Origin of the sequence: Faecalibacterium sp. OF04-11AC (assembly GCF_003460645.1) — a bacterium.
Taxonomy (GTDB): domain Bacteria; phylum Bacillota; class Clostridia; order Oscillospirales; family Ruminococcaceae; genus Faecalibacterium; species Faecalibacterium prausnitzii_I.
Map to the genome: position 1 here is coordinate 79,486 of NZ_QTVP01000004.1, position 13,253 is coordinate 92,738.

General features: G+C 57.0%; 18 protein-coding genes. All 18 read left to right on the forward strand.

Annotation, left to right across the window (positions count from 1 at the left end):
• Nucleotides 1–132: 132 nt before the first annotated feature.
• The 18 genes from DXA70_RS03195 to DXA70_RS03280 all read left to right on the forward strand — a co-directional run bounded on the left by DXA70_RS03195 (nucleotide 133) and on the right by DXA70_RS03280 (nucleotide 13,237).
• A complete protein-coding gene (locus tag DXA70_RS03195) occupies nucleotides 133–1,026 on the forward strand; it encodes an ATPase, T2SS/T4P/T4SS family (RefSeq protein ID WP_128117601.1) in 894 nt (297 codons plus the stop codon).
• Nucleotides 1,027–1,040: 14 nt separating this feature from the next.
• A complete protein-coding gene (locus tag DXA70_RS03200) occupies nucleotides 1,041–1,532 on the forward strand; it encodes a hypothetical protein (protein WP_128117602.1) in 492 nt (163 codons plus the stop codon).
• A complete protein-coding gene (spoIIIAC, locus tag DXA70_RS03205; RefSeq protein ID WP_022257164.1) occupies nucleotides 1,522–1,716 on the forward strand; it encodes a stage III sporulation protein AC in 195 nt (64 codons plus the stop codon). The genes DXA70_RS03200 and spoIIIAC overlap by 11 nt, the downstream gene beginning before the upstream one ends.
• A 166-nt stretch (nucleotides 1,717–1,882) precedes the next feature.
• Entirely contained in the window at nucleotides 1,883–2,095 is a 213-nt protein-coding gene (locus DXA70_RS14055; RefSeq protein ID WP_243001036.1) for a SpoIIIAC/SpoIIIAD family protein, read from the forward strand.
• Between the two features lie 227 nt (nucleotides 2,096–2,322).
• Nucleotides 2,323–3,186: a stage III sporulation protein AE gene (locus tag DXA70_RS03215; protein ID WP_243001037.1), complete on the forward strand. Its 864-nt coding sequence runs from the start codon at nucleotides 2,323–2,325 to the stop codon at nucleotides 3,184–3,186.
• Entirely contained in the window at nucleotides 3,187–3,669 is a 483-nt protein-coding gene (locus DXA70_RS03220) for a hypothetical protein (RefSeq protein WP_158565128.1), read from the forward strand.
• Nucleotides 3,666–4,181 (forward strand): stage III sporulation protein AG, encoded by a 516-nt coding sequence (locus DXA70_RS03225; RefSeq protein WP_128117605.1) that lies wholly within the window; start codon nucleotides 3,666–3,668, stop codon nucleotides 4,179–4,181. The genes DXA70_RS03220 and DXA70_RS03225 overlap by 4 nt, the downstream gene beginning before the upstream one ends.
• A gap of 38 nt (nucleotides 4,182–4,219) precedes the next feature.
• Nucleotides 4,220–4,852: a SpoIIIAH-like family protein gene (locus tag DXA70_RS03230; protein ID WP_128117606.1), complete on the forward strand. Its 633-nt coding sequence runs from the start codon at nucleotides 4,220–4,222 to the stop codon at nucleotides 4,850–4,852.
• A gap of 110 nt (nucleotides 4,853–4,962) precedes the next feature.
• Entirely contained in the window at nucleotides 4,963–5,352 is a 390-nt protein-coding gene (locus DXA70_RS03235; protein ID WP_112114990.1) for an Asp23/Gls24 family envelope stress response protein, read from the forward strand.
• Nucleotides 5,353–5,436: 84 nt separating this feature from the next.
• Nucleotides 5,437–5,883 (forward strand): transcription antitermination factor NusB, encoded by a 447-nt coding sequence (gene nusB / locus DXA70_RS03240; protein ID WP_022257171.1) that lies wholly within the window; start codon nucleotides 5,437–5,439, stop codon nucleotides 5,881–5,883.
• Nucleotides 5,880–6,821 carry a glycoprotease gene (locus DXA70_RS03245; protein ID WP_128117607.1) on the forward strand — a complete coding sequence of 314 codons (942 nt, stop codon included), beginning with the start codon at nucleotides 5,880–5,882 and terminating at the stop codon, nucleotides 6,819–6,821. Before nusB ends, DXA70_RS03245 begins: the two co-directional genes overlap by 4 nt.
• The gene (gene xseA / locus DXA70_RS03250) at nucleotides 6,809–8,032 is read left to right on the forward strand and encodes an exodeoxyribonuclease VII large subunit (RefSeq protein ID WP_128117608.1); all 1,224 of its coding nucleotides are present in this window, start codon (nucleotides 6,809–6,811) and stop codon (nucleotides 8,030–8,032) included. Before DXA70_RS03245 ends, xseA begins: the two co-directional genes overlap by 13 nt.
• Nucleotides 8,010–8,231, forward strand: coding sequence for an exodeoxyribonuclease VII small subunit (xseB, locus tag DXA70_RS03255; RefSeq protein ID WP_022257174.1), 222 nt, complete (start codon nucleotides 8,010–8,012; stop codon nucleotides 8,229–8,231). Before xseA ends, xseB begins: the two co-directional genes overlap by 23 nt.
• A gap of 14 nt (nucleotides 8,232–8,245) precedes the next feature.
• Nucleotides 8,246–9,127: a polyprenyl synthetase family protein gene (locus DXA70_RS03260; RefSeq protein ID WP_128117609.1), complete on the forward strand. Its 882-nt coding sequence runs from the start codon at nucleotides 8,246–8,248 to the stop codon at nucleotides 9,125–9,127.
• Nucleotides 9,128–9,154: 27 nt separating this feature from the next.
• Complete coding sequence (locus DXA70_RS03265) at nucleotides 9,155–9,628, forward strand: divergent PAP2 family protein (protein ID WP_022257176.1); 474 nt, start codon at nucleotides 9,155–9,157, stop codon at nucleotides 9,626–9,628.
• Between the two features lie 37 nt (nucleotides 9,629–9,665).
• On the forward strand, nucleotides 9,666–11,564 hold the full coding sequence (gene dxs / locus DXA70_RS03270) for a 1-deoxy-D-xylulose-5-phosphate synthase (RefSeq protein ID WP_128117610.1): 1,899 nt from the start codon (nucleotides 9,666–9,668) through the stop codon (nucleotides 11,562–11,564).
• Entirely contained in the window at nucleotides 11,561–12,364 is an 804-nt protein-coding gene (locus DXA70_RS03275; protein WP_022257178.1) for a TlyA family RNA methyltransferase, read from the forward strand. The genes dxs and DXA70_RS03275 overlap by 4 nt, the downstream gene beginning before the upstream one ends.
• 21 nt (nucleotides 12,365–12,385) lie before the next feature.
• Nucleotides 12,386–13,237 (forward strand): NAD(+)/NADH kinase, encoded by an 852-nt coding sequence (locus tag DXA70_RS03280; RefSeq protein ID WP_128117611.1) that lies wholly within the window; start codon nucleotides 12,386–12,388, stop codon nucleotides 13,235–13,237.
• Nucleotides 13,238–13,253: the final 16 nt, after the last annotated feature.

Below are 13,253 nucleotides of genomic sequence, written 5' to 3' on the forward strand. Positions count from 1 at the left end.
AAGCAGCCTTACCGTGGAAAGTGCTCCACCGTGGGGCTGCTTTTTTGCTGCGGTTCTAAATGCAAGCCTGCCGCCATACAGTGAGGACAAGAGGACTAAAAATCCAAAATCGTCCGGAAAGGGGAAATAAAAATGGACGAGTATTACCGCGCGATTCAGTCTCTGCCCAGCTGGCTTTCCCGGCCGCTGGCAGAACTCCCGGTTGAACTGGCAGAGCAGGTCCATGAGATTCGGCTGCGGGTGGGCTGTCCGGTGCAGATGACCATTTCCGGCGTTCTCTGCACGTCGGCCTGCGTCCCGGCGCTCCGGCAAATCGTGTTGACCCAGCTGCAGATGGATGAGATTTTCCTCACGCTCTGCGATGGCTCCGTCCACACCCATCAGGCGGAAGTCGCCCAAGGGTATGTCACCCTGCCAAATGGCTGCCGGGCAGGTCTTGGCGGACGCTTTTTTCTGCATCCAACACAGGGCGCGGTTTTGCAGCAGCTCCACTCAGTCAACCTCCGCATTGCCCGGTGGAAATGGATCACTTTACCAGAAGAACTGCGCAGCCTGCTGGAACAAAGGCTGACGGGGGTGCTTTTGATCGGCGAGCCGGACAGTGGCAAAACCACCCTTTTGCGCAGCATAGCGCAGGCACTGGCCGCACGGGACAAAACCGTCTGCGTCATTGATGAACGCCGGGAAATCTGCCCGGGAGCCACCGTTCCTTACGAGCAGAAAACCATGGCCGTTGATGAAATTTCAGGCCTGCCCAAGGCAATGGCTGTCCAGATGGCTTTGCGCACCCTCTCGCCCCAGTTTATCCTGCTGGACGAGCTTGGCGGCACGGAAGAAGTCCGGGCGCTGGAACAGGGAATGTTCAGTGGTGCCGCTATTATTGCCACTCTCCATGCCTCTAGCTGGGAAGAAGCATTCTGCCGTCCACAGCTGCAGGAGTTCCGAGCCTGCGGGGCGTTGCAGGCTGCCGTGCTGCTTCGTGGCCGGGATCATCCGGGTCAGGTTGCCGCGGTGCGGATATTATGACGGCTTTACGGCTGGTGGGCACATTCTTTTTGGTGGTGTGCGGCTGGTGCGCAGGGGATGCCGTCTGCATCCGCACGCAGGAGCATCTGGAAGCACTCCGGCAAACCATTGCGCTCCTGGAGGAGATCGAGCAGGAGATCACATTCCGCCGGGCTGACCTGAACATGCTGGCGAAAAAGTTACAGCGTGAGCACAAACTCTTCTGCTCCGCCAAAATGATTCAGACAGCCATTCCACCGCAGAGTTTCTCTCCGCAGGAAGCCGCCTGCTTTGCGGAGTGCTTTTCCGCCCTTGGCCATACGGAAGCAGAACAGGCGTGCAGCAGGCTGGCATTTTATCAAGAGCGCTTCCGCAGCTTTTGCAGCAGCAGGAAAAAGCCGCACAGAGCCGCCTGGTGCTTGCCCCGAAACTCGGGATACTTCTTGGACTTACGGCAGCCATTCTCCTTTTTTAAAGCGCAAAACTTCGTTTCAAATACAGGGAGGAAACCGGGCAATGGAAATTGATCTCATTTTCAAAATTGCGGCCATCGGCATCATCGTAGCGGTGCTCAACCAGTTGCTGATCCGTTCCGGCCGGGAAGATCAGGCCATGATGACGACATTGGCCGGGCTCGTGGTAGTCTTGTCCATTCTGGTCAAGCAGATCAGCGCATTGTTTGTCACCATAAAATCTTTATTCGCACTATGAGCCTTGCTCTTTCCAGCCTTGCCATTGCCGTGCTGGCGGCAGTTTTGTATGCACTGTTCCAGAAAAGCGCCCCGACTTTTTCACTGCTGGTTTCCATGGCCGCGGCCTGATTTTGCTGGCCCGGGTCGGGAGTGCCGCGCAAAGTGTTCTTTCCGGGCTTGTCCGGTTGGAGCAACGCGCCGGCGGAGATGCATACGGCTGTCTGCTGCGCTGTACGGGCATCGTTCTGCTGACCGACTACGCACGGACGCTCTGCGAGGAAGCCGGAGCGGAATCGCTGGCATGGTGCGCTGCGCTGGCTGGGCGGCTTTTGGTGCTGGCGGCGGCGTGGCCGCTGCTGGAAGAGATCGGACAACGGATCTGGAGTGTTCTTGGATGAAACAACATGGATTCAAAAAGCTTCTTTTTGCCCTTTTTCTGGTCTGGACAAGCCTCTGCATCATTACCCCGGCGGCACTGGCTCTGGACGAAACAACTCTATCCGGCATCCCCGGGGCAGAACAGTGGCAGCCTTACCTCGAACAAAGCCCGGTAAGCATTTCGGATTTTGCGGATGCCCCGCTCGACGCCTTAAAAAAGCTCTTCCACGGTTCCATGGCAGCTGCCTTGCAGGAGACACTGCGCGGCAGCACGGATGCGCTGTTATTTTTGCTCCTTGCTGCGCTTTTGTCTTTTCTGACAAGTGAGACCACCAACGGCGAACTGCTTGATCTGATCGCGGCAGGTGGGTGCGGTGTTCTCCTCTGGAGCAAGCTCCTCACGCTTGCGGAACAGCTCTGTGCACAGATGGGAGAGTGGCGCGGCTTTTTGCTGGGGTTTCTCCCGGTCTATGCCGGAGTCCTGACCATGGGTGGGGAAACGGCAGCAGGCAGCGCGGCCAGCGGATTTTTTCTGACGATCCTCTGCTTTCTGGCGCAGTGCCTGACAGCATTTGTCCGGCCCTTGCTGCAATGCTATCTGGCTCTCAGCATGGCCTGCTGCATCAGCACAGATCACGGGCTTGCCGCTTTCTGCCAAAGCACAGGCGCTTTGCTGCGCCAGGCACTTCATTGGGCGGGGAAGTTTCTGGCACTTTTGCTGGGGTTGCAGCGGGTTACAGCATTGCAGCTGGACCGTGCCGCGCTCCGCACAGGCCAGCTTCTGGCCGGGAGCGTCCCCATTGTAGGGCAGACTTTAAGCGATGTTTCAGAAGCGTTTCTCGCAGGAATCCAGCTCTTGAAAAGCGGCCTCGGCCTTGCGGCCATTGCGTTTCTTGGGGCGGAATTTTTCCCGCTGTATCTCGGCATGATGCTCCAGCTGGCTCTTTTGTTCGGATGCAGCCTGTTTTGCAGCCTGACAGGGAACATCCGCTGTAAGGCCTTACTGGATTGCTTTGCCGAAGCGGTCCGTTGTATGGCGGCAGCAACCGCGCTTTTCTTTGGATTATTTATAATGGGAACGGTATTTTTGTTTCTTGCGGGAGGTGGGTAAATGCAGCCGTTGGAACGGGCCGTGGCGATTTTCTGTATCGCCTGTATCTGTGCAGAGCTGACCACGCAACTGGCGGGCAGCACATGGGCCCGGCGGTGCATAAAAGCCGTGGCAGGGCTATATATTCTAGTAGTGTTTGCCCGCACCGTGCCGCAAGCCCATGTGCAGCTCCGGGCGCTTTTAGTTCCAGTGCAGGAGCCGGTTTCCATTGCATCGCCCGAAACGGCCATTTTAGCGCAGACGCAGGCGCAGCTGGAACAGACACTCGCGGAACAGTGGTGCACGAAAACCGGGAGAGAAGCTTCGGTAGCCGTGATGCTGAAAGAGACCGATTCGGTTGTCGCTATTTGTTCCGCACAAATGACGCTCCCGGCAAACTGTACCGCGGAAGAACGGCAGCAGGCAGGTGCCTTTTTGCAGGAAAAGCTTCAGCTGCTGCCGAAACAGATCCGGATCGCTGCAGCGGGGGAGGAAACACCATGAAGCCAGAACTTTCGGAACTGAGGAAGTGGCTGCAAACCCTGCTGAAAAAGCAAAACCGTGCACGGCTTGCATTGGTTCTGGGCTGCATCGCCATGGCGCTCATTTTGCTTTCAGAGTTGTTCCCGGCAAAAGCCCCGGCGGCACCGCAGGCTGTATCTCCGGAGGAGGGTACTTACAAAACACAGCTGGAGCAGCAGCTGACAGAGCTGATCGAGCAGGTACAGGGAGCAGGAAAGACCACTGTGATGCTCACACTGGAAAGCGGGGAGGAGACCGTTTATGCCTTGGACACGCTCTCGGGACAGACCCAGACGCAGCAGACCCATGTGCTGCTGGACGACGGGACCGCACTGGAACAAACTGTTTATCTACCGACCATCTGCGGTGTGGCGGTCGTCTGCGAGGGCGGCGGAGATGTCCGGGTCGCCTCCCGCATCACAGAGCTGGTAGGTGCCCTGCTGGATGTTCCGTCCAACCGCGTCTGTGTGGAGCAGCGCCGTACCCGAAACTGATTTGTATTTGCGATTTGTATTTGCAAGGAGGAACGAACATGAGAGCCACTGCAAAAAGTACGACCCGCAAGGCCACTGCCATTACATTGGCCGCCGCTCTGGTGGTAGCAGTTTACCTTAACTGGCAATATTCCCGCACCGGAGTCAGCCTGAATGAAGATGCTGTCAATGTTTCAGCCGCTGTGGTCGAGACAGAAGAGGAGGCTGTTGCGGCTTCTCCCATCACGGATGGGTTGATGACGGAAGCAGAAGCGGTTTCCAGTGCCAACAAGAATTACGGCGAGGCACAGCTTGTCAGCGTGGCAAACGACTCCGGCTCCAAATTTTTTGAAGAAGCCCGCCTCAAGCGGGAAAAAGCCCACGATGCCGCACTGGATACCATCCAGAAAACGCTCAAAAGCTCCAACCTCTCCGCCGAGGAAAAGAAATCCTACGCGCGGCAACTGACCGGAAACCTGGAAGACCTCAATGCGGAAAATGAGATCGAAACGCTGGTCAAAGCCAAAGGCTTCGCGGACTGCCTGTGCTTTTTGCAGTCCGGCCGGGCTGATCTGACCGTCATGACCTCCGGCGACGCTCTGACCGCCGCGCAGGTGGCACAGATCCGGGACATCGTTTTGAGTAAAAGCTCTGTGACCGCCCAGAATATCACTGTGGTAGAAGTGAAGTAAGGTGTTGTGAAAATGCAGAAAGAATGGTATAATAACAGTAAGCATTCAATGGCAGGGAGAATTCTCTGCACAGACCAAAACAAAATAGAATGAGCTTGCGCTCATTTTGGATGGAGGACCATAGAATGGAATTACAGAATATGGATCTTAGAGGCGGCAGCCTGCAGATTTCGACCGAAGTCCTGGGTAAGATTGCGCGTTGTGCCGCATTGGAAGTAGCGGGCGTTGCAGAAGTTTCCTGCGGCAGCCAGAACCGGAAAGTAAAAGACTTTTTGGAGCGTGCTAACGTGCAGTCTCCTGTTACGGTAGAAATGCGGGATGGCACGGCTGAGATTACCCTGCATCTCGTCGTCGCATTCGGCGCGCGCATCCCCTCCGTGGCGGAAAAGGTGCAGGAAAACGTCAAAACAGCCGTCCAGAACATGACGAACGTCACCGTCAGCCGTGTAGACCTTGTGATCGCGGGCCTTGCTCCGGCACAGGATGCCGCAATCGACTGATCAACCCCCAAAGAATGTGAATAAAAACAAAAGCAGGGCTTCTGCGGCTGTGGCTGCGGAACGCCCTGCTGCGAGAGGAATATTATGGATAAAATTTTGCCCCGTCGTGAAGCCCGCGAAAACGCCTTTCTGCTGGCATTTTCTCAGACCTTTGGTGATATCGCTCTGGAAGAAGCACTCGATAACCACGCAGAGTGCGACGAAGAGCATCCTGTGGATGTGTTCGGTCAGCGCCTGCTGCGCGCTTACTACGGCCACTCGGCTGAGGTGGATGACCTCATCCGTGACCATCTGCGCAACTGGACCATGGAGCGTCTGCCCCGTGTCAGCCTGACCGTGCTGCGTCTTGCTCTGGCAGAGATGCTGTACGGCGACGAGAAAAAGCCTGGCGTTGTCATCAACGAGGCGGTTGAGCTGACCAAGAAATACGGCGCGGACGAGGACTACCAGTTCGTTAACGGTCTGCTGGGTGCAGTAGCCCGCGAGAAAGGGCTCGATGCTGCCGATGCGATGGAGTCTGAAGAGCTGTGAGCTGTTACACACTTGGAATCGACACAAGCAACTATGCAACCTCTCTGGCCGTTTTTGATACAGCCGGAGAGGTTGTTTGCGCAAAGAAGCGGTTTCTCCCGGTCAAGGAGGGCCAGCTTGGGCTGCGCCAGAGTGATGCGTTGTTCCACCACACGGTAGCACTCCCGGAAATGCTGGGAGAGCTTGGTCATGAGTTTGATCTGACCCAAATCGCAGCGGTGGGTGTCTCCCAGAAACCGCGTCCGGTGGAGGGAAGTTATATGCCCTGCTTCCTGGCAGGCGTCAACGCGGCCACGGCCTTTGCGCTGGCCCGGGGCATCCCGCTCATCCATACGACACACCAGCAGGGCCATGCGGCCGCCGCGCTTTTTGCTGCGGAGGGGGACAAACTGTTCCGCCAGAAAGTGCTGCTGTTTCATATTTCCGGCGGCACCACCGACCTGCTGCTCTGTGATGAAGTCCGACGCATCGAGACCCTTGGCACCAGCACAGACCTCTATGCCGGACAGGCTGTGGATCGGGTGGGTGTCAAACTGGGCTTTGGCTTCCCGGCGGGTGCGGAAGTTTCTCACCTTGCGGCAAACTGTACCGAGCCTATCAAGCCAAGATCCAGTGTCCGAGGGATGCAATGCAGCCTCTCCGGGCTGGAAAATCAGTGCAATGCCCTGCTCAAAGAGGGCAAAAGCCCGGAGTATGTCTGCAAGTACTGCCTGCTCTGCGTGGCCGATACCGTTGTGAAAATGACAAAGGCGGCCCAGAAAGAATATCCCGGGCTCCCGGTGGTCTGCGCCGGCGGCGTGATGAGCAGTGATATTATCCATGCCTGGGTGCAGCAGCGTCTGCCCAAGGTCTACTTTGTGCCGGGACAGTACTCCAGCGATAACGCCATTGGAGTTTCGATCCTGGCGGCACGGGAGGCCGGATTATGGCTGAAGTGATCTCGGTTTCCGCCCTGAACCAGTATGTTAAAACACTTCTGGATGCAAACGACATTTTGTTTGATCTGGCTCTGCGAGGTGAGATCGCTAATTTTGTGCAGAATTCCCGGAGCGGACACTGCTATTTTTCCCTCCGGGATGAGGCCAGCAGTGTGAAAGCGGTCATGTTCCGCTCGGACGCGCGGCGGCTTGGCTTCCGCCCGGAAGAGGGAATGAAAGTCATCGTCCGCTGCCGTGCCACCCTTTATGAGCGGGATGGTGCATTTCAGGTCTATGTCAACGATATGTTTCCGGATGGCATCGGCTCTGCACAGCTGGCCTTTGAGCAGCTGAAAGCAAAGCTGGAACAAGAGGGCCTGTTTGCTCCAGAGCACAAAAAGCCGCTGCCTGCTTACCCCAAATGCATCGGGATCGTTACCAGCAAAACGGGAGCTGCGCTGCAGGATATCCGCAACATCATCTCCCGCCGCTGGCCTGCGGTGCGGCTGCTGCTCTGCCCGGTCAACGTGCAGGGCTTTGAAGCCGCCAAAGAGATCGCTGCCGCCATCGACCGGCTGGATAAAAGCGGGGAAGTGGACACCATCATTGTGGCCCGTGGCGGCGGCAGTCGGGAAGACCTCTGGGTCTTCAACGCGGAGATCATTGCCCGGGCAGCTTACCGCTGCAAAACGCCCCTCATCAGTGCCATCGGACACGAGATCGATTTCACGATTCTGGACTTTGTTGCAGATCAGCGTGCGCCTACCCCCTCGGCAGCAGCAGAGCTGGCTGTACCAGACAGGGCGGAACTGGCGCGCAAATTATACAACCTGGAACAAAATATTCAGAATATAATGCAAAACCAGCTGAAAATATGCTATAATGAGCTTATGCAGGCGGAGCAGACGCTTTCGCCGGAAGCGGTACGCACTCCGCTGACCGCTCGGCGGCAGAGCCTTGCTGCACGGCAGGAGCAGCTTCAGCAGGCGATGCAGCAAAAGCTCCGTAACAAAAAAGAGCAGCTCGGCCACGCCGCGGCCCTGGCTGGCTCCCTGAGCCCTTATCAGGTGCTGGCCCGCGGCTATGCCATGCTCTACGATAAAAACAAAAAGCTCTGCACCGCGGATTCTCTGCGTGCAGGAGATACGGTCACTGTGCGGGGAGCTGCAAAACTTGCACATTGCACAGTCATCTCCGTGGAGGAACAAGATGAGAGCACCCAAAACCTTTGAGGACGGGATGGCCCGTCTGGATACGATTTTAACCCAGATGCAAAGTGAGGATACCACACTGGCCGAATCGGTCAAGCTGTACGCGGAAGCGGCCTCACTGATGGAATATTGCAGAGCGACGCTGGAAAAAGCCTCTCTGCAAATCGACGAGATCGACGCAAAACGCAGCGCGGCAAAGCCCGCTGCAGCCGACGATTGAAGGAGGAAGTCCATATGGATTACGAAAAGCAGTATCATGAATATCTTGCCCGGGTCAACCGTGCACTGGAAGCCGCCTGCAATACCTACCTGCCGGAGGAATCCGAGGTCTGCCGCGCGGCCCGCTACAGCCTGATGAGCGGCGGCAAGCGCATCCGTGCGGTACTGGTGCTGTCCGTCTGCGATATGCTCCATGGCAATGCCGAGGCAGCCGAGCAGTTTGCGGCGGCGGTCGAGATGCTGCACTGCTATTCTCTCATCCATGATGACCTGCCCTGCATGGACAACGATGACCTGCGCCGCGGCAAACCCTCCTGCCACAAGGCATTTGGAGAAGCCACTGCCATGCTGGCCGGCGATGTCCTGCTGACGGAAGCATTCAACGCCATTGCACACGCTCCGGCTTCGGCTGAGATCCGTGTCTGTGCCGCACAGGCACTGGGCATGGGGGCTGGCAGCCACGGTATGGTCTACGGCCAGGAGCTGGACCTCAAATATGAGGCACTTGCCGCCACCGAAGAACAACTGCGCCTGATCCACCGCCACAAGACGGGTGCGCTCATCAATGCTGCCATCCAGATGGGTGCCGCCGCCGCACAGGCAACGGAACAGCAGAGCAAAGAGCTGGAAGACTATGCGTACGGCATCGGCCTGGTGTTCCAGATCGTGGATGACGTGCTGGATGTAGTCGGCTCACAGGAGCAGCTGGGCAAGCCCATTGGCAGCGATAGCGAGAACGGCAAGACCACGTTTGTGACCCTGTTTGGCACAGACGGCGCTATGGAGCTGGCCAAGAAATTGAACGACGAGACCTGCGCTTCGCTCCACCGGGAGTTCGGGGAGAAGAGCGCGTTCCTGGTGGAGCTGGCCAGGGAGCTTCTGGTCCGGCGCAGCTGAGGAAATACACAAGAAGGTGGACAAAACATGCAATTGATCAAAGATCTGTTCTCGGTAAACGAGATCCTGACCGTATCGCTTCTGGGCTGGTTTGTAGCCCAGGTGCTCAAGACGATCATCAATTTTATCCTGCTTGGCAAATTTCAGCTGGAGCGGATGTGGGGCGACGGCGGTATGCCCAGCGCACACAGCGCGACCGTTTGTGCAATGGTCATCGCAACGGCACGCAGCGCGGGAGTCGGCTCCTCGATCTTTGCAGTTGCAAGTGTTGTCGCCATTATCACCATGCACGACGCCATGGGCGTGCGGCATGAGACCGGCGAGCAGGCCAAAGTGTTGAACCAGATGATCGAGCAGTGGATCGACATCAGTGAGCAAAATTCGCCGTTTTTGCAGAACATGCACCTGAAAGAGATGGTCGGCCATACACCGCTGCAGGTGGTGGCAGGCGTTCTGGTCGGTGTTGCGGTAGGGCTCCTTTACCCGATGAGCCCGGTGTGAGAATTTTCAGGAAGAAAAATGAGAAGGACGTGGAGCTATGAATTTTCCTTTGCTCGAAAAAATTTCACAGCCTAGCGATTTGAAAAAGCTTTCGAGCGGGCAGGTCAATCAGCTGTGTGAAGAGATCCGGGCATTTCTGCTGGATCATGTTTCCAAAACAGGTGGACATCTCGCTTCCAACCTCGGTGCGGTAGAGCTGACCGTTGCATTGCACCGCGTATTGGAAACGCCGAAAGACGAGATCGTGTTTGACGTCGGTCATCAGTGCTATACCCATAAACTGCTGACCGGCCGCCGGGAGGGCTTTGCCAAGCTGCGGCAGCTGGATGGCATTTCCGGTTTCCCCAACCCAAAAGAGAGCGTCCATGACGCCTTTGTAGCGGGTCACGGCAACACCTCGCTCTCCCTGGCTATTGGCATGGCCTGGGCCAGGAAACTGCGGGGGGAGCCGGGCCATGTGGTTGCCGTCATTGGCGATGGCTCGTTCACGGGCGGCATGGTCTACGAGGGGATGAACAACATTGGCGGGCTGGATAACCTGCTGGTGGTCCTCAACGACAACAAGATGTCCATTTCCAAAAACGTTGGTGCGCTGGCACGGTATTTCAGCCATCTGCGCACCACGAGCCGTTACATTGATGCAAAAGAGAACGTCCGGACGTTTCTGGATGGGGTCCCCGTGGTCGGTCCGCCGATCAAATCCGCCATTCAGGGCGGTAAGAGCATGGTGCGCCGGGCCATGTACCATTCTACCATGTTTGAGGATATGGGGTTTCATTATTTCGGACCCATTGACGGCCATAACGAAGCAGAGCTGGAGCGCGCGCTGCGCGCCATCTGCAGCCAGCCCGGCCCCCATTTCCTCCATGTTGTGACCAAAAAGGGCAAGGGCTACGCCCCGGCAGAGGCAAACCCCGGCAACTTCCATGGCGTTTCGACCTTTGATTTGGTTCACAGTATCCCGGACCCGGAGGTAGCTCCGAAAGAATCGTTCTCGACCGTGTTTGGCAACCTGCTCAATAAGCAGGGAAGTGAGAATGAGAAGATCTGTGCCATTACCGCCGCCATGAAATACGGCACTGGCCTGCAGTTCTTCTACCATACGCACCCCAAGCGCTTTTTTGATGTTGGCATGGCAGAACAGCACGCTGTGACTTTTGCGGCCGGTCTGGCCAGCCAGGGAATGCTCCCGGTGGTGTGTATTTATTCCACATTCCTCCAGCGTTCCTACGATCAGATCATTCATGACGTCAACCTGTTGAAAGAGAATGTGGTCTTCGCCATTGACCGTGCCGGTTTTGTCCCGGCCGATGGTGAGACGCATCAGGGCATCTATGACCCGGCATTCCTCAGCCAGGTTGGGATGCCCATCTATTCTCCTTCCAACTATGCAGAGCTCAAATACTGGCTCCCCATTCTGCTGAGCAATGAGATGCAGGGCCCCCGCGCCATCCGCTACCCGCGCGGCGGTGAGAGCAAGGCATTGGCGCAGTATGGCTGCTCAGGTAAGGAGTACGATCACCTCTACACTGCGCCGGGCGCAAAGATCGTTCTGGTCAGCTATGCGGACGAAGTGGAGGACGTACTGAACGCGGCAAAGCTGCTGGGCGCGGAAAACATCCCCTGTGATGTTTACAAGCTTGTGAAGATCTTCCCCTTTACGGAAGAACTCATCCGCGAGATCATGCGGTATGACGTTGTTCTGATGGCGGAAGAGTGCGTCGCCTGCGGCGGCATTGGAGAGCATCTGGAAATGGCCCTGCAGCACGCCGGATGGAACGGCAGATACATTCACACAGCGGTGGAGCAGCTCTGCCTGCCCCATGCCACGGTGCCCCAGATCAAGCAGGTGACCGGGCTGGATGCGGAGCATCTGGCACAGGCGGTGCGGGAGGCCGTACAGGCCCCGGAAGCGAAAGGAGAGGCCAAGGTTTGAAAATTCGATTGGACCAATATCTGGTGCAGCACGGACTCATCCAGAGCCGTGAGCGCGCCAAAGCCATGATCATGGCAGGTGTTGTCTTTGTCAACGAGCAGAAAGTGGACAAAGCCGGTGAAATGATCAAAGAAGATGCCAAAGTGGAAGTGCGTGGCCATGATATCGGTTATGTCAGCCGCGGCGGCTTGAAGTTGGAAAAAGCTATGCAGTGCTTCCCGCTGACCCCGAATGGAAAAGTCTGTATGGACATTGGTGCCTCGACCGGCGGTTTTACCGATTGTATGCTGCAGAACGGTGCGGTCAAGGTCTACGCGGTGGATGTTGGCTACGGCCAGCTGGCCTGGAGCCTGCGCACCGACGAGCGGGTGGTGAATATGGAGCGGACGAACATCCGCAATGTTACCCCTGATATGCTGGAAGAGCCCATTGAGTTTTTCAGCGTGGATGTCTCGTTTATCTCACTGCATCATATTTTCCCGGTGGCACAGGCTATCACTACGCCGGACGCCATGGGTGTCTGCCTGGTCAAGCCTCAGTTTGAGGCTGGCCGCGAGAAAGTTGGCAAGAACGGTGTCGTGCGTGACCCGGCTACCCACCGCGAAGTGCTGCACAATGCCATGGGCTACGCAGCCGCCAACGGGTTCAAAGTATGCGGGCTGGATTTCAGCCCCGTCAAGGGCCCTGAGGGCAACATTGAGTACTTGATGTTTGTACAGAAGAGTGAGCAGCCCGGCGTTCTGGATGATTCTGTGGCCGAGCAGGTGGTTGCTGCAAGCCATTCCACGCTGGACAAATAAACTGGCAGGAGGAAACGCCGTATGACCGTTATGATCTCCCCGAACCCTGACAAACAGTTGGCGGATGTCATTGCTGTGCGTGCCGCGCAGATCCTGCTCAACCATGGTTCCCATGTCCTGATGTGGGAAGAACTGCAGGCCAGCTGCAACACCATGGGCGTTTCTTACCTGCCGGAAAAAGAGTGCCTGCAGCAGGCAGACGTCATCCTGACCATTGGCGGCGATGGCACTATCCTGCACGAAGCCAACCTCACGCTGGAGTACAAAAAGCCCATCCTCGGCGTCAACCTGGGCCGCTGCGGCTTTCTGGCCACCTGTGAGGTGGACGAAATGGAAACAAAGCTGGCGGCGGTTGCCAGGGGTGAGTACTCGCTGGACAGCCGGATGCTGCTCTATGCGCGGGTGCTGGGAGAAGACAACTGGAAAGGCCACGCCCTGAACGATGTTGTCGTGACCAAGGGCCGTTTGCAGCAGGCTATTGATTTCAGCATTTACTGCGATGATATTCTGGTAGAACATTACCGGGGCGACGGTGTCATTGTGGCCACGCCCACAGGTTCCACAGCCTATTCGCTGGCCGCAGGCGGGCCTATCCTGGACTCCCGGACCAAGGGCATTGTGGTAACGCCCATCTGCCCCCACAGCCTTGCCAGCCCCGCTATGGTATTCGCACAGGAGCGCAAGATCAACATTTGTGTCGGGCAGGTGGCAGATGATGAGGTCTTCCTCAGCTGTGACGGGGTCTCCGGCTACCCTATGCGGGCAGGTGCAACGGCCGAGATCCGCCTGTCCAACCAGATCGTACAGCTCATCACATTTGGAAACGCCGACCAGTTCCAGGCCATTGACCAGAAACTGCGGAGCAGACGATAACGAAAGAGGGATTGCG